Annotated in this window: 19 protein-coding genes; 8 read left to right on the plus strand and 11 right to left on the minus strand. The window is 71.1% G+C overall.

Annotation, left to right across the window (positions count from 1 at the left end):
* Positions 1 to 5: 5 nt before the first annotated feature.
* From BEK98_RS10460 to BEK98_RS10480, 5 genes are all read right to left on the minus strand, one after another.
* Positions 6 to 1019 (minus strand): AAA family ATPase, encoded by a 1014-nt coding sequence (locus BEK98_RS10460; protein WP_094216154.1) that lies wholly within the window; start codon positions 1017 to 1019, stop codon positions 6 to 8.
* Between the two features lie 178 nt (positions 1020 to 1197).
* Entirely contained in the window at positions 1198 to 3360 is a 2163-nt protein-coding gene (locus BEK98_RS10465) for a VMAP-C domain-containing protein (protein WP_094216155.1), read from the minus strand.
* The gene (locus BEK98_RS10470) at positions 3357 to 3767 is read right to left on the minus strand and encodes a CU044_2847 family protein (protein ID WP_244201824.1); all 411 of its coding nucleotides are present in this window, start codon (positions 3765 to 3767) and stop codon (positions 3357 to 3359) included. Before BEK98_RS10470 ends, BEK98_RS10465 begins: the two co-directional genes overlap by 4 nt.
* 125 nt (positions 3768 to 3892) lie before the next feature.
* Positions 3893 to 4072 carry a DUF6104 family protein gene (locus BEK98_RS10475; RefSeq protein ID WP_003992906.1) on the minus strand — a complete coding sequence of 60 codons (180 nt, stop codon included), beginning with the start codon at positions 4070 to 4072 and terminating at the stop codon, positions 3893 to 3895.
* 309 nt (positions 4073 to 4381) lie between these two features.
* On the minus strand, positions 4382 to 5263 hold the full coding sequence (locus BEK98_RS10480; protein ID WP_094216156.1) for a hypothetical protein: 882 nt from the start codon (positions 5261 to 5263) through the stop codon (positions 4382 to 4384).
* A 164-nt stretch (positions 5264 to 5427) separates the two neighbouring features.
* Here BEK98_RS10480 and BEK98_RS10485 point away from each other — a divergent pair, with 164 nt between their 5' ends.
* Together BEK98_RS10485 and BEK98_RS10490 are read left to right on the plus strand one after the other, a co-directional pair.
* Positions 5428 to 6384 (plus strand): DUF4097 family beta strand repeat-containing protein, encoded by a 957-nt coding sequence (locus BEK98_RS10485; RefSeq protein ID WP_094216157.1) that lies wholly within the window; start codon positions 5428 to 5430, stop codon positions 6382 to 6384.
* Position 6385: 1 nt separating this feature from the next.
* Complete coding sequence (locus BEK98_RS10490) at positions 6386 to 7462, plus strand: PadR family transcriptional regulator (RefSeq protein WP_094216158.1); 1077 nt, start codon at positions 6386 to 6388, stop codon at positions 7460 to 7462.
* Positions 7463 to 7531: 69 nt separating this feature from the next.
* Here the strand turns inward: BEK98_RS10490 and BEK98_RS10495 are convergent, their stop codons facing one another.
* Both BEK98_RS10495 and BEK98_RS10500 read right to left on the minus strand, forming a co-directional pair.
* Positions 7532 to 8497 (minus strand): zinc-binding dehydrogenase, encoded by a 966-nt coding sequence (locus BEK98_RS10495; protein ID WP_094216159.1) that lies wholly within the window; start codon positions 8495 to 8497, stop codon positions 7532 to 7534.
* Between the two features lie 244 nt (positions 8498 to 8741).
* Positions 8742 to 9962: an NAD(P)-dependent malic enzyme gene (locus tag BEK98_RS10500; protein ID WP_094216160.1), complete on the minus strand. Its 1221-nt coding sequence runs from the start codon at positions 9960 to 9962 to the stop codon at positions 8742 to 8744.
* 572 nt (positions 9963 to 10534) lie between these two features.
* Here BEK98_RS10500 and BEK98_RS10505 point away from each other — a divergent pair.
* The 3 genes from BEK98_RS10505 to BEK98_RS10515 are packed head-to-tail and all read left to right on the plus strand — an operon-like array spanning position 10535 to position 13270.
* Positions 10535 to 11494 carry an ABC transporter substrate-binding protein gene (locus BEK98_RS10505; RefSeq protein WP_094216161.1) on the plus strand — a complete coding sequence of 320 codons (960 nt, stop codon included), beginning with the start codon at positions 10535 to 10537 and terminating at the stop codon, positions 11492 to 11494.
* Between the two features lie 37 nt (positions 11495 to 11531).
* Positions 11532 to 12467: an amino acid ABC transporter permease gene (locus tag BEK98_RS10510; protein ID WP_094216162.1), complete on the plus strand. Its 936-nt coding sequence runs from the start codon at positions 11532 to 11534 to the stop codon at positions 12465 to 12467.
* Between the two features lie 50 nt (positions 12468 to 12517).
* Positions 12518 to 13270, plus strand: a complete 753-nt coding sequence (locus tag BEK98_RS10515) for an amino acid ABC transporter ATP-binding protein (protein ID WP_094216249.1) — start codon at positions 12518 to 12520, stop codon at positions 13268 to 13270.
* 73 nt (positions 13271 to 13343) lie between these two features.
* Here the strand turns inward: BEK98_RS10515 and BEK98_RS10520 are convergent, their stop codons facing one another.
* Positions 13344 to 14102: a class I SAM-dependent methyltransferase gene (locus tag BEK98_RS10520; RefSeq protein ID WP_094216163.1), complete on the minus strand. Its 759-nt coding sequence runs from the start codon at positions 14100 to 14102 to the stop codon at positions 13344 to 13346.
* A 100-nt stretch (positions 14103 to 14202) separates the two neighbouring features.
* Here BEK98_RS10520 and BEK98_RS10525 point away from each other — a divergent pair, with 100 nt between their 5' ends.
* Entirely contained in the window at positions 14203 to 14832 is a 630-nt protein-coding gene (locus tag BEK98_RS10525) for a CGNR zinc finger domain-containing protein (protein ID WP_094216164.1), read from the plus strand.
* Here BEK98_RS10525 and sodX read toward each other — a convergent pair.
* Positions 14736 to 15170 carry a nickel-type superoxide dismutase maturation protease gene (gene sodX / locus BEK98_RS10530; protein WP_094216250.1) on the minus strand — a complete coding sequence of 145 codons (435 nt, stop codon included), beginning with the start codon at positions 15168 to 15170 and terminating at the stop codon, positions 14736 to 14738. The two genes, BEK98_RS10525 and sodX, sit on opposite strands and share 97 nt — an antisense overlap.
* Before the next feature lie 145 nt (positions 15171 to 15315).
* Here sodX and sodN point away from each other — a divergent pair, with 145 nt between their 5' ends.
* Positions 15316 to 15711 (plus strand): superoxide dismutase, Ni, encoded by a 396-nt coding sequence (gene sodN / locus BEK98_RS10535; protein ID WP_019075224.1) that lies wholly within the window; start codon positions 15316 to 15318, stop codon positions 15709 to 15711.
* Between the two features lie 183 nt (positions 15712 to 15894).
* Here sodN and BEK98_RS48925 read toward each other — a convergent pair whose 3' ends face one another.
* Both BEK98_RS48925 and BEK98_RS10540 read right to left on the minus strand, forming a co-directional pair.
* A complete protein-coding gene (locus tag BEK98_RS48925; RefSeq protein ID WP_167444126.1) occupies positions 15895 to 16056 on the minus strand; it encodes a hypothetical protein in 162 nt (53 codons plus the stop codon).
* Between the two features lie 5 nt (positions 16057 to 16061).
* Complete coding sequence (locus BEK98_RS10540) at positions 16062 to 16667, minus strand: DUF5994 family protein (RefSeq protein WP_094216165.1); 606 nt, start codon at positions 16665 to 16667, stop codon at positions 16062 to 16064.
* A 191-nt stretch (positions 16668 to 16858) separates the two neighbouring features.
* Here BEK98_RS10540 and BEK98_RS10545 point away from each other — a divergent pair, with 191 nt between their 5' ends.
* Entirely contained in the window at positions 16859 to 17548 is a 690-nt protein-coding gene (locus tag BEK98_RS10545; protein WP_094216166.1) for a DUF5994 family protein, read from the plus strand.
* Positions 17549 to 17550: the final 2 nt, after the last annotated feature.

Consider the following 17550-nt stretch of genomic DNA (forward strand, 5'->3'; position numbering starts at 1 on the left):
GCCCCTCACCTCGTACGGTCGAGCGGCTGCATGAGCATCTCGGCGATCCGCTCCCGGGTGAGGCTCTGCGCGCGCGGGTCGTGCCGGGTGAGGAACAGGGCGTTGAGGAGCTGGTCGGCGGCGAGCACCTCGCCCGGCTCGCGCTCCAGGAACCGGCGGACGAGATCCGCGCCGGAGTCGACACCGTCCGCGCCGAGGTGTGCCTCGACCATGGCGGTGAGCTGCTCCTCGCCGGGCGGGTCCAGCTCCAGCTGGATGCAGCGCCGTAGCAGCGGGGCGGGGAAGTCCCGTTCGCCGTTGGAGGTCAGGACGATCACCGGGAAGGCGGTGCAGGCGATCCGTCCGCCGTGCACGGCGACCCGGTCGCCGTCGTGGGTGAGCACCTCGACGTCGGGTTCGCGGTCGGCGAGCCGCTCCAGCTCGGGGATCGAGAACTCGCCCTCCTCCAAGGTGTTGAGCAGGTCGTTGGGCAGGTCGAGGTCGCTCTTGTCGAGTTCGTCGATGAGCAGCACACGGGGCCGCTCGGCGGGCAGCAGCGCGGTGCCGAGCGGGCCGAGCCGGATGTACGACCCGATGCCGGGGGCGGCCGCGGCCCCCTCGGCGCCGCGGGCCCGCTCCAGCTGGACGTCCTGGAGGCGGCCTATCGCGTCGTACCGGTACAGGCCGTCCTGGAGGGTGGTGCGGCTGACTATGGGCCAGCGCAGCACCCTGCCGAGGCCGAGTTCATGGGCGATCGCGTACGCCAGGGTCGACTTGCCCGTGCCCGGGTTGCCGGTCACCAGCAGGGGCCGGCGCAGATACAGGGCCGCGTTGACCGCGTCCACCTCGGCGGGCCGGGGCGCGTAGTTCTCGACCAGGCGGCGGCGGACGCCGAGCCGCCGGGCGCTGCTCGGGTCCTCCGGGCCGGCCTCCACGCCCTCCCGGGAGGCCGCGAAGTCGCGCCAGGGCGGCGGTGCCGGCAACCGCAGCATGCCGTCGTGCGGCTGACCCACTCCGCGGTAGATCCGCCAGTCGTTCACCTTGGGCTCCTCCCGGCTTTGGTGATCATGCAGCGGGCCCGGCCGTTCGACGTACGAGGCTACCGTCAGGCGACCGTGTCTGCCGAGGTTCGGGGTGTCCGGCGTACACTTCCGGCCCGCCGAACAGCCTTGCGAGTCAAGCGGCTTGACGGGGTGTCCGGCGCGGACGCCGGACGGGTCAGCCGCCGGGGGCGGCCAGCGGCGGCGGCCGCATCGTCTCGGTGCCGTACGGTGGCCGGTCCGGCGGGTCGAAGAGGACGGCCAGCTTCCCGCGCAGGCCCTGAGCCCGGGCCGATTCCGGGTCGTACAGGCGGATGCGCAGGTCACGCACCGGGCCGTGCAGGCCTTCGGCGTGCCGGGCCATGCCCAGCACATGGGCGGCCTGCCGGTGGAAGTCCTTGCACTCGTCGTGGTCGTGCCGGTCCCGGCGCCAGAGCACCACCGAGTGGCCGGCCATCAGCGCGTCCCTCATCGCCGTCTGCCCCTCTCCGCTGCCGACGGGGCCGCAGTAGACCGGAACGCACGGGTCGTCCATCGACGACAGGGCGCCGTAGTACGGGTACTTGCCCGCGGAGCGGGCCCCGACGGGGTGGCCGTCGGCCGGGGCCCGGCCGTGCAGCGACTCGTGCGCGAGCGGCCCCTGGACCGCGCCGCGCCAGCGTCTGCGCCACTCCGGGGTGGGCGGACGGTTGTTGCGCCGCGCGTCCCGGATGACGACGGTCCGGCGCATCCCGAGCGGCATGGACCGCTCGTCGAAGAAGTCCCCGTCGTCGTCGGCCTCGTCCTCCCCGTCGTCCTCATCCGTCTCCATGGCCTCGGAACCCGGCAGCAACTGCCACTCGTCCACCGGCAGATCGAACAGCTTGCGGGGCAGGAAGACCTCCAGCGCGGCCAGATGCTCGCCGTGGTCGCCCTGGCTGAGCGCCTGGGCCAGCGGCTCGCGCAGCACCGCGGCCAGCTCCTCGACGCGGACACCCCGGTCGTCGGCGCCGACCGGGGTGACGTCCAGGCCGTCGTAGATCAGCTGCACGCTCCACGGGTAGCGGCCGTCGTACATGGGCGGGCCCACCTTGACGAGGACGTCGGTCCGGGTGGCGGGCGGCCGTACGACGACGGGCGGGGCCTCGGGCGCGGCGGGGCGGCCGTCGTCGCCCTCCTGGACGCCGACCCCCTCCAGCAGCCCCCGGACGGCCTCGCCCACCGCCCAGTTCCGGTGGCCGTCGGCCTGCCCGCCGAGCCAGCGGGCGAACGCGCCCAGCCGCGCGGGATCCACCTCGTCGGGCCGCTCCCGTACGACCTTGCGGACCACCTTGGCCGCGTACAGCAGGACGGCGTCCAGGTCGACCAGCGTTCCGCCGCCGCCGGGTTCCAGCGTGCGCAGCCCGTGCAGCAGCCCGGCGCCCTCACGCCAGGTGCGCACGTTCTGCAGCACCAGCGAGCGCAGCCGCTCGCCGCGCACCTGCTCCTTGACCTCCTCCACGAGGTGGACGATCTCGCCCGCTCCGGCGGGCGGCGGCAGCTCGGCGAGATGGCCGTAGAGCCGGGCGCGGAGGTCGGCGGTGATCCCGGAGGCCGGGGGCGCGAGAGCGGGCAGGGTGGCCTGGAGCGTGGTCCAGTCGGCGTACGGCGACGGGTCGTCGAGGAGGCGGAGGTGGTGCAGGTCGTGTGCGCGCAGGACCTCGTGCAGGACGGCGGGGCCCCCGCGCAGGTCCAGCAGCTCGTGCAGCGCGGTGACAGGGACGGCGACCCCCTCCTCGCGGCGGCGCCCCTTGATCACGCCGATGACGGACCCGTGCCGCCGGTCCAGGACGGGCCCGCCGGACAGCCCGCCGATCGGCAGGCTGCCGCCGAGCAGCAGCGCCCGCGCGTCGGAGCCCGCCAGCTCGCCGGTGCCGTGCCGGATGCCCAGCTCGCCGGTCTGCACGGACCAGCCGTACAGCTCGATCGGGGCGCGGGCGCCGGGCTCCCGGTCGCTCAGCCAGAGGCAGCGCACGTCGTCCGCGCCGGCGACGTTGACGAGCGCGAGGTCAGGAAACGGCCAGGGGTCGCGGAACGACTGCGAGGTCTCGGGTGTCGGCGCGAGGAGCACGGCCGTCCCGGTGCCCGTCCGCTCCACCCAGGCGCCGGCGGCGGTGCGCTCCTGCCAGGTCACGCGCATGGCGCTCTCCCCTCGGCACACCGCGGCTCCCCCCTTCCCCACGACGTGGGCGCAGGTCAACAGCCAGCCCGGGGCGATGAAGAACCCCGACCCCCAGTACAGGTCACGGTCCGTTGCATACCCGTCACCCGGTGCGCCGATGCGTACGAGCGAGGGGCGCACCAACTCGTCGAAGGCGCTCATACGGCGCCGGAGGCCGGGGACCTGGGCGGTACGACGGCGCCGGCGGGCGCCCCGGGATCCGTGCCGTCCGCCGTCGTGGCCGGTTCGGTCCAGGTCAGGGACACCGTCAGGGAGGACTTGCCGCCGCCCTCCGCGATGGCGCTCACGATCTTGCCGGACTGCGCCGTCAGTTCGATTCCGAAGCTGACGGACACCTCGACCGGGGCGGGTGTGTCCAGACCGGCGCGCAGGGAGCGCACGACGCCCCCGACCGTGCCGGCGAGCCCGCCCGCCATGTCGATGACCCGGTCCCCGAGCCCGGTGTCCCAGTACCCGCCCTCGTCCAGCGCCGCCTCGTCGGCCGCGCCGATCCTGGCCCAGACGACGGTTCCGTCGTCGAGCCGTATACGTTCGACTCCTCCACCCATGACGCCCCCGTTCGCTGAATGGGAGGAGAAGGCTAACTCCGGAAAAAGCGGAGGGGGAGGGTCATCGAACGATAAGGCCGATGATCGCCCCTACCGTGACGGGAGTGACCCCTGCTACCCGTCGTCTACTCGTCGTCCTCGTCATCGAGCCGGGCGAGCCAGGTCGCGAGTCGCTCGACGGGCACCTCGAAGTCCGGATTCAGATCCACGAACGTGCGCAGCTGCTCGGCAAGCCACTCGAACGTGACCTCTTCCTCGCCGCGCCGCTTCTCCAACTCCTCGATCCCGCGGTCGGTGAAGTACATGGGCTGCCTTTCCTGCGTGTACGTCGTCCAGGGACAGCCTATGCAACGGGGAACGCGTCGCGTGCGTGCACATCTGCATAGCTGCGGGCAGTCGCGCCGCCAGGCCTGCCTAGCTGCGATCAGCCGCACCGCCGGGCCTGCCTAGCTGCGGGCAGTCGTGCCGCTTGGGGCGGCACGGGTGGGCGCAGCGGCACCCCGCAAGCGCGGGCGAGCGAGACCCACCCCCGGCCGGCCGCAGTACCGGGGGCCACGCAAGCCCAGTCGAGCAGCACGCACCAACACCGCGCACCGAACAACCCCCGCCCAGCATCAAGCCGTACCCCCGCGCATGCCCCACCCACGCCCGCGCACCCCTTCGTACGCCAGCCCCAGCGCCCCATGCGCCAGGAGCAGCATCCCCGCCGCCACCCACCCCCCACGGCGCCGCCACACCCCCCACGCCATGGCCGGCACGCCCGTCACGACCTGCGCCAGGCCCAGCCGCCGAGCCCGCGGATCCCCCGACCCCGGCAGCCACGCCCCGAGCCGCCCGCCCTCCCCCGGCTCGAACTCCGCCCGCACCGCCTCCCGCCACCCCGCCCCCTCGACCGACCGCACCCCATCCGGAACCCCGGCCACGGCAGACGACAGCCGTTCGGCGGACACCCCCGGTGTCAGCCCGTCCGGCAACTCCACCCCCGCGCGCGTGAGCACCGCGATCAGCCCCCGCAGCCGAGCCCGCGCATCCGCCTCGGAGTCCGCCGCCGTCAGCCGCTCCAGGGACTGCATGTCGAGGACGGGATCCAGCCCGAGCCGCGCCGCGAAGGTGCGCATGGCCTCGTCCTCCCCCACGGGCGTGCCGTTGGCGAGCCACACATAGCCGACGGGCCGGCGAAAACCGGCGGCGAGGGTGAACCCGGCACGGTCGGCGTCCCACCACAGCGCGAGCACGGGCCAGGCCGAGCCGACGGCGAGCGCGACGGCCCAGCCCGCGACCACCCCGTCGACCGGCTCACCACCCCCGGCCGCCGCCTCCCACGGCCCGCCCTCGGGCACGAGCACGCTCCACCGCTCCCCCGCGCGCGTGAGCACCATCCGTTCGCCCAGCAGCGGCGCGAGGGGGGCGACGGACTCCGGATCCGCGCGGCACAGCAGCAGGGCGCCGGGTGCGGAGGCGGCCCGGGAGCCGCGAGGGAACGGGTCCGTCGACATGGCAACACGCTAGGCAATTTGTCCGTCAATCGCCCGATGTGGACGGGGATGGGTCGCACGAAAGGGTGTCTTGACTTTCCCCGACCGCGATATATCGTGTTTAACAGAAGACGCGATATGGCGTGTCGCGGCAGCGCGACCGTGTCCCGCCGAGGAGGCTCCCCATGTCCGAGTGGTCCGTCGCCGAGCCGCAGAAGCTCACCTTCGACACCCAGGTGAGCGACCTGCACGTGCGCATCGTCAACGGAACGGTGAACGTCGTGGGCACGGACGAAGGTTCCGCCCGCCTGGAGGTCTCGGCCATCGAGGGTCCACCCCTGACCGTCACCCAGGAGGGCGGCACCCTCACGGTGGCCTACGAGGACCTGCCCTGGAAGGGCTTCCTCAAGTGGCTCGACCGCAAGGGCTGGCGGCGCAGCGCCGTCGTCTCCCTCGCGGTCCCCGCCGACACGCGCGTGGAGGTCGGTGTGGTCGGCGCCGGCGCGGTCGTCTCCGGCCTCAGCGGCCCCTCGGTGATCAAGGGCGTCAACGGCGACACGACTCTCGTGGGCCTCTCCGGCACGGTCCGCGCCGACACCGTGTCGGGGAACCTGGAGGCCCAGGCCGTCACGGGAGACCTGCGGTTCAACTCGATCTCGGGCGACCTGACCGTGGTCGAGGGCTCGGGCCCCTCCGTCCGCGCCGACTCCGTCAGCGGCTCGATGATCATCGACCTGGACCCGGACGGCCCCACCGACGTCCGGCTGACCAGCGTCTCCGGCGAGATCGCCATCCGCCTGCCGCACCCGGCGGACGCGGACGTGGAGGCGAACACCGCGAGCGGCACGATCTCCAACGCCTTCGACGGCCTGCGGGTGCACGGCCAGTGGGGCGCCCACAAGATCACCGGCCGCCTCGGCGCGGGCAACGGCAAGCTCCGCGCCACCACGGTCTCCGGCTCCATCGCCCTGCTGCGCCGCCCGCCGGGGGAGGACGAGCACGACACCCCGAGGGAGACCAAGCCGCCCACCGACCCGGCGACCGAACCCAAGACCGCCTCGGGGGACAATTCCGTCTCCGGCCAGGACGCCACCGCCCCCGACGCCCCGGCCGACGGCACGACCGAAAAGAAGGTGCTCTGACATGCCCCCCGTCTTCGCCCACGGCCGCCTCCGCCTCTACCTGCTCAAGCTGCTCGACGAGGCCCCGCGCCACGGCTACGAAGTGATCAGGCTCCTCGAAGAACGCTTCCAGGGCCTGTACGCGCCCTCGGCGGGCACGGTCTACCCCCGCCTGGCCAAGCTGGAGGCCGAGGGCCTGGTCACGCACACCACCGAGGGCGGCCGCAAGGTGTACGCCATCACGGACGCCGGCCGCGCCGAGCTGGCCGACCGCAGTGGCGAACTGGCCGACCTGGAGCTGGAGATCCGCGAGTCCGTCGCGGAACTCGCCGCCGAGATAAGGGCGGACGTGCGCGGTGCGGCGGGCGACCTGCGGCGCGAGATGCGCGCGGCCGCCTCCGAAGCTCGCCGGGGCACCAAGGCGGGCGGCGGCGAGGCGGGCCCCTTCGCGGAGTACGGCGACCTCACCGACAAGGAGGCCTGGCGGGCCGCCAAGGAGGAGATGCGCCGGGTCAAGCAGGAGTGGAAGGAACAGGCCCGCCGCGCCAAGGACGAGAGCCGCCGGGCCCGCGAGGAGGCCCAGCGGGCCCGCCACCAGGCCCAGGAGGCCCAGGCGCGGGCGCGGGCCCAGGCCCAGGAGGAGATGCAGCGCATCGCCCGCCACGTCCAGGATCGCGTGCAGGACCACTTCACGCGCGGCGACTGGCCGACCGGCGTCCGGGAGGGTCTGACCGAACTGGCCAAGGAGTTCGGCGAGTTCGGGAAGGACTACGGGAAGGAGTTCGGCAAGGACTGGGGCTTCGGCCGCACCGCCGGGGAGCCGGGCCAGGGCGCGCGCAAGTCGGCCCCCGCGCCGGGACCGGACATCTCCGCCGCCCCGGAGGACTTCCCGGCCGAGTACGAGCCGTCCTGGGCCCACGAGGACGGCACCGGCGACCCCACCCGGGACCTGGACCGCCTTCTCGACCGCTTCCGCGACGACATCCGCGACGCGGCCCGCGACCACGGCGTCACCGCCGACCAGCTCCGCGACGCCCGCCACCACCTGTCGACGGCGGCGGCCCGCATCGGAGCGCTGCTGCGCGGCCCGAAGGTCTGACCCACCGAGGACCGGCCACCCCGGCAGCGTGCCCCGGAGACCCGGGACACGCTGCCGGACGGAGCAGCCTCAGCCGTTCGTCAGGACGATCTTTCCGAACTGGTCGCCGGATTCCAGCCGTTCGAAGCCCTCACGGGCCCGGTCCAGGGGCAGCACCTCGTCGATGACGGGTCGTACGCCGGTCGCGGCGCAGAAGGAGAGCAGGTCCTCCAGCTCCTCCTTGGTGCCCATGGTGGAGCCGACGACCTTCAGCTCCAGGAAGAAGATCCGGGTCAGCTCGGCGTGCGAGGGACGGTCGCCGCTGGTGGCACCGGAGATGACGATCGTGCCGCCGGGCCGCAGGGACTTCACGGAGTGGGACCAGGTGGCGGCGCCGACGGTCTCGATGACGGCGTCCACCCGCTGCGGCAGCCGGGCCCCCGGCTCCACCGCCTCGACCGCCCCCAGTTCCAAGGCCCGCTTCCGCTTCGCCTCGTCCCGGCTGGTGGCGAAGACCCGCAGGCCGGCCGCCTTGCCCAGCACGATCGCGGCCGTGGCGACACCGCCGCCCGCGCCCTGCACGAGGACCGAGTCGCCGGGTCGTACCCCGGCGTTGGTGAACAGCATCCGGTACGCCGTCAGCCAGGCCGTCGGCAGGCAGGCGGCTTCCGCGAAGGACAGCTCCTTCGGCTTGGGCAGAACGTTCCAGGTCGGCACGGCGACCTGCTCGGCGAAGGTGCCCTGGTAGCGCTCGGTGAGGATGGAGCGCGGCTCCTTGGGGCCGACGCCGTGGCCGGTCTGGCCGATGACGGAGTGCAGGACGACCTCGTTGCCGTCCTCGTCGATCCCGGCGGCGTCGCAGCCGAGGATCATCGGCAGCCGGTCCTCCGGAAGCCCGACGCCCCGCAGGGACCAGAGGTCGTGATGGTTGAGGGAGGCGGCCCGCACAGTGATCGTGCTCCAGCCGGACCGGGCCTCGGGGGCGGGGCGCTCCCCCAACTCAAGGCCGGAGAGCGGCTGGTCGCGGTCGATTCGGGCGGCGTAGGCAGCGAACATGGCTCGACGATAAGTGTGCTGTGCAGCCGACGGAACTACACCGCGCTGTGACACATACCCTCTTGCGTGACGACGCGCCCACCCCACCAGCCCGTCCGGCGCTTGAGGACGAGGCCGCAAGGCCGACCGGGGGTCTGGGGGCGCAGCCCCCAGGGCAGAGGGCGCCCTGGTCAACACCCGATCGGGCGGGCCGGTGGGCAAAAGAATGGCCCCGCCCAAACGGACGGGGCCATTCAGCGCAACGTCACCGACGGGCAACGCCCTCGGCACGAGCAGCGGCGGCCACCGCCGCGGTCACCGCGGGAGCAACCCGCTCATCGAACGGCGACGGAATCACGTAGTCGGCGGCAAGATCGTCCCCGACCACAGCGGCCAGCGCCTCCGCGGCGGCGATCTTCATGCCCTCGGTGATCCGAGTGGCCCGCACCTGCAGCGCGCCCGCGAAGATCCCGGGGAAGGCCAGCACGTTGTTGATCTGGTTCGGGAAGTCCGAGCGCCCGGTCGCGACGACCGCCGCGTACTTGTGCGCCACGTCGGGGTGCACCTCCGGGTTCGGGTTGGCCATCGCGAACACGAAGGCACCCTCCGCCATGGAGGCCACGGCCTCCTCCGGGACCGTACCGCCGGAGACGCCGATGAAGACGTCGGCGCCCGCGAGGGCGTCCTCCAGCGAACCGGTGATGCCGGCCTTGTTGGTGAAGCCCGCGAGCTCCCGCTTGACCGAGGTGAGGTCCTCCCGGTCCGCCGACACGACGCCCTTGCGGTCCGCCACCGCCACGTCCCCGATGCCGGCCTCGACCAGCATCTTGGCGATGGCGACACCGGCCGCGCCGGCACCCGAGATGACGGCCCGCAGCTGCCCGATCTCGCGCCCGCTCAGCCGCGCCGCGTTCCGCAGCGCCGCGAGGGTCACGACGGCCGTGCCGTGCTGGTCGTCGTGGAAGACCGGGATGTCGAGCCGCTCCTGGAGCTGCTTCTCGATCTCGAAGCACCGGGGTGCCGAGATGTCCTCCAGGTTCACTCCGCCGAAGGAGGGAGCGAGCCGGACCACGGTCTCCACGATCTCGTCCACGCCCGTGCAGTCGAGCGCGATCGGCACCGCGTCGACGCCACCGAACTGCTTGAACAGGATCGCCTTGCCCTCCATCACGGGGAGGGAGGCCTGGGGACCGATGTCCCCGAGTCCGAGCACGGCCGTGCCGTCGGTCACGACAGCCACCACGGAGGACTTCCAGGTGTAGTCGTTGACCAGGTCAGGCTGCTCCGCGATCGCGGTGCACACGCGCGCGACGCCGGGCGTGTACGCGAGGGAAAGGTCGTCCTTGTCGCGGACCGGCACGGTGGCCTGCACGGCCATCTTGCCGCCACGGTGCAGCGCGAACGCCGGATCGAAGGAATCGAGGGGCTCGGCCCCTTCCTGATCCGTACTGCTGTCGCTGCGAGGATTGACGATCTCCGCTGCCACTTTGTTTTACCCCTTAGGTATGCATGGTTTGAGGGTCGACCACTCCTGGTGAGGGGTGGGCGGGCACCGCGTAAGGCCCGATTGCTGATACGTACGAGCACAGACGCGACGGGCGCGCCGCACACGCGCCCTGAGCCCCGGATGAGGGGTGTAAAGAACCTTCTTACCGGACGGACGGCGCTCACGACGAGTCCATTAGGTGCAAGGTCACATCTCCGGACCAGAACGCCACACGTGCATGACACGCGGCTGACACGAGCACGACACGGATGTGACTCGGGGGTAACCCGGACCTGGCCGGACACCGCGCAACGATGGACCACATCGTGAGATGGCCCGAAGATTTTCCGGCCGGAGTGATGGATTTCCGCAGATCTGCGGCCCTGAAGTCCCGTCCTGACGGGACCTGACACGGTTCGGGGGTCACCCGTTATGCGATTTTGACATAGTCACGCCCCTGAATGGCGTAGTCCGAATGGCAAGATGCCGTAAACCCACGAGGTCGCGACACCCGATGGTGTGTGTTTCCGTCGACCCATCGGCACCTCTTCCCATCCGCCGGAGGAACCACGATGACCGCAAGCTCCACCCGTCGTACGACCGCCGCGTACTCCCGGCTCACCGCGGTCGGTGCGATCGCGGTCGCAGGCGCCCTGCTGCTCACGGGCTGCGGTGACCAGACCAAGGGCAAGGACAACGGCTCCGGCAGCGCGTCCACCAGCAACGCCCCGCTGGCCGACAAGCTCCCCAAGGAGATCCGCGACAAGGGTGAGATCAAGGTCGGTTCGGACATCGCCTACGCCCCGGTGGAGTTCAAGGACTCCTCCGGCAACGTCGTCGGCCTCGACCCCGACCTCGCGGCGGCCATGGGCAAGCAGCTCGGCGTGAAGCTCACGTTCGAGAACGGCACCTTCGACGCCCTGCTCACCGGCCTGCGCTCCGGCCGCTACGACATCGCGATGTCGGCCATGACGGACAACAAGAACCGTCAGGAGGGTGTCGACCCGGACACCGGCAAGAAGGTCGGCGAGGGCGTCGACTTCGTCGACTACCTGACCGCCGGTGTCTCGATCTACACGCGCAAGGGCGACACCAAGGGCATCACGTCCTGGGCGGACCTGTGCGGCAAGAAGATCGCCGTCGAGCGCGGCACCGTCTCGGAGGACCTGGCCAAGCAGGAGGCCAAGAAGTGTCCGAGCGGCAAGAAGCTCACCATCGAGGCGTTCGACGACGACCAGCAGTCCCAGACCCGCCTGCGCTCGGGCGGCGTGGACGCGGCCTCCTCCGACTTCCCGGTCGCCGCGTACGCGGTGAAGACCTCGGGCGGCGGCAAGGACTTCGAGATCGTCGGCGACCAGGTCGAGGCAGCCCCGTACGGCATCGCCGTCGCCAAGAGCGACACCCAGCTGCGGGACGCGCTCCAGGCCGCGCTGAACGCGGTCATCAAGAGCGGCGAGTACGAGAAGATCCTCGAGAAGTGGGGCGCCCAGGACGGCGCCGTCAAGGAGTCCGCGATCAACGGCGGCAAGTGACCCGCGGCACCCGAGCGGCCACTGAGAGGCAACACCCGTGACTGACATCGAGAAGACGGCGGACCCGGCGGACACGCCCCCGGCCGGCGCGGAGGCCATCAAGGCCATCCCGGTCCGGCACTACGGGCGGTACGTCACCGCCGTCATCGCGATCGCGCTCCTCGTCGCGATCATCTACGCGTTCGGCCAGGGCAAGATCAACTGGCACGCGGTTCCGGACTACTTCTTCGACGACCGGATCCTGACCGGTGTCTACAAGACCCTCCTGCTGACGGTCCTGTCGATGCTGATCGGCATCCTCGGCGGCATCGGCCTCGCCGTGATGCGCCTGTCGAAGAACCCGGTGACCTCGTCGATCGCGTGGTTCTACATCTGGTTCTTCCGCGGCACCCCGGTCCTGGTCCAGCTGTTCCTGTGGTTCAACCTGGGCCTGGTCTTCGAGTACATCAACCTCGGTCCGATCTACAAGAACTACTGGTCGGACTTCATGACGCCGCTGCTGACGGCGCTGCTCGGACTCGGCCTGAACGAGGCCGCGTACATGGCCGAGATCTGCCGCGCCGGTCTGCTCGCGGTGGACGAGGGCCAGACCGAGGCGGCCCACGCGCTGGGCATGAGCCACGGCAAGACGCTGCGCCGGATCGTCATCCCGCAGGCGATGCGGGTGATCGTGCCGCCGACCGGCAACGAAGTCATCAACATGCTGAAGACGACCTCGCTCGTGGCGGCCGTCCAGTATCCGGAGCTGTTCCGTTACGCCCAGGACATCGGCCAGAACTCCGGCGCCCCGGTGGAGATGTACTTCCTGGCCGCGGCCTGGTACCTGATCATGACGTCGATCCTCAGCGTCGGTCAGTACTACATCGAGCGGTACTACGCCCGCGGTTCCAGCCGCAGCCTGCCGCCCACCCCGTGGCAGAAGGTCAGGGCGCACCTGACGACCTTCTCGAGCAGGAAGGTCACGGCAGCATGACCGACAAGCTGAGCAAGACGGACTCCGCCCCGCAGCACTCGTCCGTCCCGATGGTCAAGTCCGAGGGCGTGCACAAGTCCTTCGGTCCCGTCGAGGTCCTCAAGGGCATCGACCTGGAGGTGAAGCCGGGCGAGGTGTTCTGCCTCATCGGCCCCTCCGGCTCCGGCAAGTCGACCTTCCTGCGGTGCATCAACCACCTCGAGAAGGTCAACGCGGGCCGTCTGTACGTGGACGGCGAGCTGGTCGGCTACCGCCAGAAGGGCGACAAGCTGTACGAGCTGAAGGACAGCGAGGTCGCGCTCAAGCGCCGGGACATCGGCATGGTCTTCCAGCGCTTCAACCTGTTCCCGCACATGACGGCCGTGGAGAACGTCATCGAGGCGCCGGTCCAGGTCAAGGGCGCCGGCAAGGCCCAGGCCAGGGAGCGCGCCATGCAGCTCCTGGAGCGCGTGGGCCTGGCCGACAAGGCCGGGAACTACCCCTCGCAGCTCTCCGGCGGCCAGCAGCAGCGCGTCGCCATCGCCCGGGCCCTCGCCATGGACCCGAAGCTGATGCTGTTCGACGAGCCGACCTCGGCCCTCGACCCGGAGCTGGTCGGTGACGTCCTGGACGTCATGCGCGACCTCGCCGAGTCGGGCATGACGATGGTCGTCGTCACCCACGAGATGGGCTTCGCCCGCGAGGTGGGCGACAGCCTGGTGTTCATGGACGGCGGCGTGGTGGTCGAATCCGGCCATCCCCGTGACGTCCTGACGAACCCTCAGCACGAGCGGACGCAGTCGTTCCTGTCCAAGGTGCTCTGACACACCACTGCGAGAAGGGCGGTACGGGCTCCCCGTACCGCCCTTCTCCATGAGTGCGCCTGCTGGAGTGCGCCTACTTGACCGCGAGGAGCAACGTGTCCGACGGCGAGCACCACACCGGCCGGGCCTCGGCGAAGCCCTTCTCGCGCAGCACGCGCGCGTGCCACGCCGCGGACGGCATGTCCCCGTCGGCATGCTCGCCGTAGATCTCGAAGCGGCGGGCGGTGGGCTCGGCGAGGACCGGGTCCTGCGCGGCCACCTGCCACCACTCGGCCCAGTCCAGGGCGCCGCCCTGCTTGGCCTGATCCATGCGGGCGTGCCGCTGGGCACGCTCCGCCGCGTTGATCCGGGGCGTGCTCTCGTCGATCATGTGGTCCGCGTTCATGAAGACGCCGCCGTCGCGGACCAGCCCCGCGACCTGACCGTAGAGGGCCGCGAGGGGTTCGCTGTGCAGCCAGTGCAGGGCCGTGGCGGTCAGGACCGCGTCGTAGGAGTCGTACGGCAGTGCCGTCGGCCAGTCGGGGTCCTTGAGGTCGGCGGTGACGAAGGAGACGCGGTCGTCGCCCTCGAAGGTGCCCCGCGCGATGGCGAGCAGGGCCGGGTCGAGGTCGACCCCGGTGCTGGTGGCCTCGGGGAACCGCGCCAGCAGCCGGGCGGTGATGCTCCCGGTGCCGCAGGCGAGGTCGAGCACGCGCGGGGCGTTGCCGACGAGCGCCTCGACCATGTCGAGCATGATCCGGAACCGCTCCTCGCGGTCCGGCATGTACCACTCCTGCTGCCGGTCCCAGCTCTCCTGCCAGGCGGCCCAGTCGGTTCCGGTACTGGTGGTCATGGATGCCCCGTCCCCTCATGCATGCGTAATACCCTGGAAGCACGACCGGCTGTTACCCGACCGCAGACATGACCATAGAGCGCCTCCGTAAGGACTACAAGTGGAACTGGCCTATTACTCGGATTACGCCGTACGCCTCGTCAACAGCGAGGAACCGGTCCGGGGCAAGGACTCGCTGACCTCGGTCGAGGCCATCCGCGACCTCTTCGGCGGGAACTCGTCGGCGGCCCGCCGTGCCACCGACGCCGACGTCACGCGCTTCCGCTCGGTACGGGGCAGGCTGCGCGCGGTGTTCGAGGCGGCGGACCAGGGCGACGAGACCCTGGCCGTGGACCTGCTGAACTCACTCCTCCTGGAGTTCCCGGTCAGCCCCCAGATCTCCGGGCACGACCACCGGGACGAGGACGGCCGCCCGCTGTGGCACATGCACCTGGCCGACCACCCGTCCAACGCCACCGCGGGCTACGCGGCGATCGCGGCGATGGGCCTGGCCTTCCACCTCACGGAGTACGGCGTCGACCGCCTCGGCCTGTGCGAGGCCGCCCCCTGCCGCAACGCCTACCTCGACACGTCCACGAACCGCTCCCGGCGCTACTGCTCGGACCGCTGCGCCACCCGCGCCAACGTGGCCGCCTACCGGGCCCGCAAGCGCCTGGAGGCCGACCGGTCGGGCAGCAGCGGCCTGGCGGCCGAGAACACCCAGCGGGCGAGCGCCAGCGGCGATCGCTGACCGCTCTTGCGCGGCCGGTACCGGAACCACGCCTTCCCCAGAATCAGCTCCTCGGGCACGACCCCGTAATCCGTGCTGTCTCCACCCGCGTACGGATTGTCCCCGAGCACCCACCAGCCGCCCTCGCGCCGCTCCACGGCACGCTTGACGACCAGCAGGTCCTGCTGGAAGGGGTGACGCAGGACCACGACGTCCCCCGGCCTGATCCCGGCCCCGTACTGCAGCAGCAGCCGGTCCCCGTGACGCAGTGTGGGGACCATGGACGGGCCCGTCACCTCGGCCACCCCGAAGGGCGCCCCGGCCCTCCCCCGCTCGGTCTCCTGCGACAGCTCCGGCATCCCCGGCACCTCCCCGGTCCGTTCCTCCACCAGTCCCAGTCTGACCCTGGACTTTTGTCCTAAGCCCTAGGGGGCCCTCACGAAAACCCGTCCCTCAGGGAGTAATGTCGCACCTGAGAAGACGATCACGAGGAAGGAATGCTCCATGCTTTCCCGCCTGTTTGCCCCCAAGGTCAAGGTCAGCGCGCACTGCGACCTGCCCTGCGGTGTGTACGACCCGGCCCAGGCCCGCATCGAGGCGGAGTCCGTGAAGGCCGTCCAGGACAAGATGGCCGCCAACGACGACCCGCACTTCCAGGCGCGTGCCACCGTCATCAAGGAGCAGCGCGCGGAGCTGGCCAAGCACCACGTCTCCGTGCTCTGGAGCGACTACTTCAAGCCCCCGCACTTCGAGAAGTACCCGGAGCTGCACCAGCTGGTGAACGACACCCTGAAGGCCCTCTCGGCCGCCAAGGCGTCCACCGACCCGGCCACCGGCCAGAAGGCGCTGGACTACATCGCCCAGATCGACAAGATCTTCTGGGAGACCAAGAAGGCCTGAGCACCCCGCCTGCCCGCACCCGGTCCCCCGGACCGCCGAACACGGCGCGTCCGAGGGACCGGGTGTGGTGTTTTCTCCCCCGGCCACGGATCAACGCCGACGGCACGCAGACCGTTCCCCTCTCGCCCCTGCCCGCGAACGCCCTACCAGCGGAGCCGGATCCGCGATCCTCCTTGGACGGGATCACTTCTCCGTACGGTGCCACGGCCAAAGCCGCCACCGCCGGGAACGGCCGGAGGGCAGGGTCGCCATGCGATCACCGCGGCTCGCGGTGAACAGCTGAATCACGATCACGCCCAAGACGATCACAGCGAGGAGCACGCTCACCGTCGCGAAGGTGTCCACGCCCCTCACACTCCTACTGCCCGGGTCGGCACGTGGCAGATGACCGCTTCAGCAGGAGTACGTGAGGCCGGGTGGCGGGCGTCATGTCCGCCTTCGGAGTCCCAGACCGCCTCCCGGAACGAGTCCGAGTCGGCCGCTGCCTCTGCCGCGGTCCGGAAGCGTTCGGCCTCATGGATCAGGCCGGTCGCCGTGAGGCTCCGCGATGGGTCGGTGGCCGTGGCCATGAGCCGAGCCGCGGTGGACGGCGCTGTCTCCGGTGGGATCACCAGCAGGTCCCAGCGGCCGACGGTGTAGGAGAGCAGCAGCAGCTTGTGCGGGTCTTGCTCGGCATCGAACCAGCCGACGTGCACCACGTGCCCGTGAACGGGCACCTTTCGCGGGATGACCGGCCAGAACCGGGGGTTCACCGTTACCCGGGTGATCCGCCCCCACAGCGGGTCGAGCACCTCGATGAGCGCCGGAAGCTCCGCCTTCAGGTCGCGGGAGCGGGGCCACCAGGCACCGTCGATCAGGGCCGGAGCGGTGTCGGCGGGTGCCAGCACGAGTCGGGGCGGCAACGAAGAAGGGGTCCGCTCCTCGACCGCGGGCGTCAACAGAATGGTCGCGGTCATGATGCGGACCCAACCCCGGGCCGGTCACGGCCGGCCCGGTTGTCATGAATCGCCGAGAACGACCCGGCGTGGAAGCCGGTGTACGAGATGCTCTCGGTAATCACCAGGATACTCCTCGCCGACGCCCGGCGGACTGATGGGGAGCGACGGGCTGAACGGAACACGAACCGCCCCGGCGTGTGCGGAGTACCGTGGAGAACACCGAGGGCATTTCGCACACCGGCTTCCACGCCGGGTCGTTCTCGGTGAGAGATGAAACCCGGGTCGCCGCGCAGGCGGCCCGGAGACGGGTCCGCATCATGTCGGCGACCTTGCACCAACCCCTGCCACACCACGAGCCCGTCGCAGCCCCGGCCGCACGTCTCGCGCTGAAGACCGACGGCACGTCGCGCGGCCTCCTGGACGGTGCCTGGTGGCCCCGCTCCCGGGACCTGTTGAGCGAACTGCCCGCACTGACCGATGTGCTGGACCCCTTGTGGGGCCACATCACCCGCATCGCCGTCAACCCGAAGTACTGGCCGGTCATCCCGCACGAGATCCCCGTGGGCGGTCATGTCGTCAAGGTCGGCTGGTTCACCCCGGAGATCGACCCGCACAAGCTGCTGCTGCTCTCCTATGGCACCGGCCGCTGGGATCTGCTGGTCATCCCGCCCGAGACCGGGGCGGAGTCGGCGGCCCGCCTGATGGCGGCCGCGTCCGACCACGACGGTCCGCCGCTGACCGCAAGCGCTCTCATCGCCGCGGACGAGACCCGGCGCGCGGTCTCCGCTGCCGACCGGCCACTCGAACCGGACGAGGCAGGGAAGTACGAGGGCGGCCCCTCCTCTGCGGCCGTTCCGGCACAGACCGGTCGGGTCAGTCGCCTGATCATCGGCATGTGAGA

The sequence above is a fragment of the Streptomyces diastatochromogenes genome (assembly GCF_002242805.1).
GTDB lineage: Bacteria > Actinomycetota > Actinomycetes > Streptomycetales > Streptomycetaceae > Streptomyces > Streptomyces diastatochromogenes.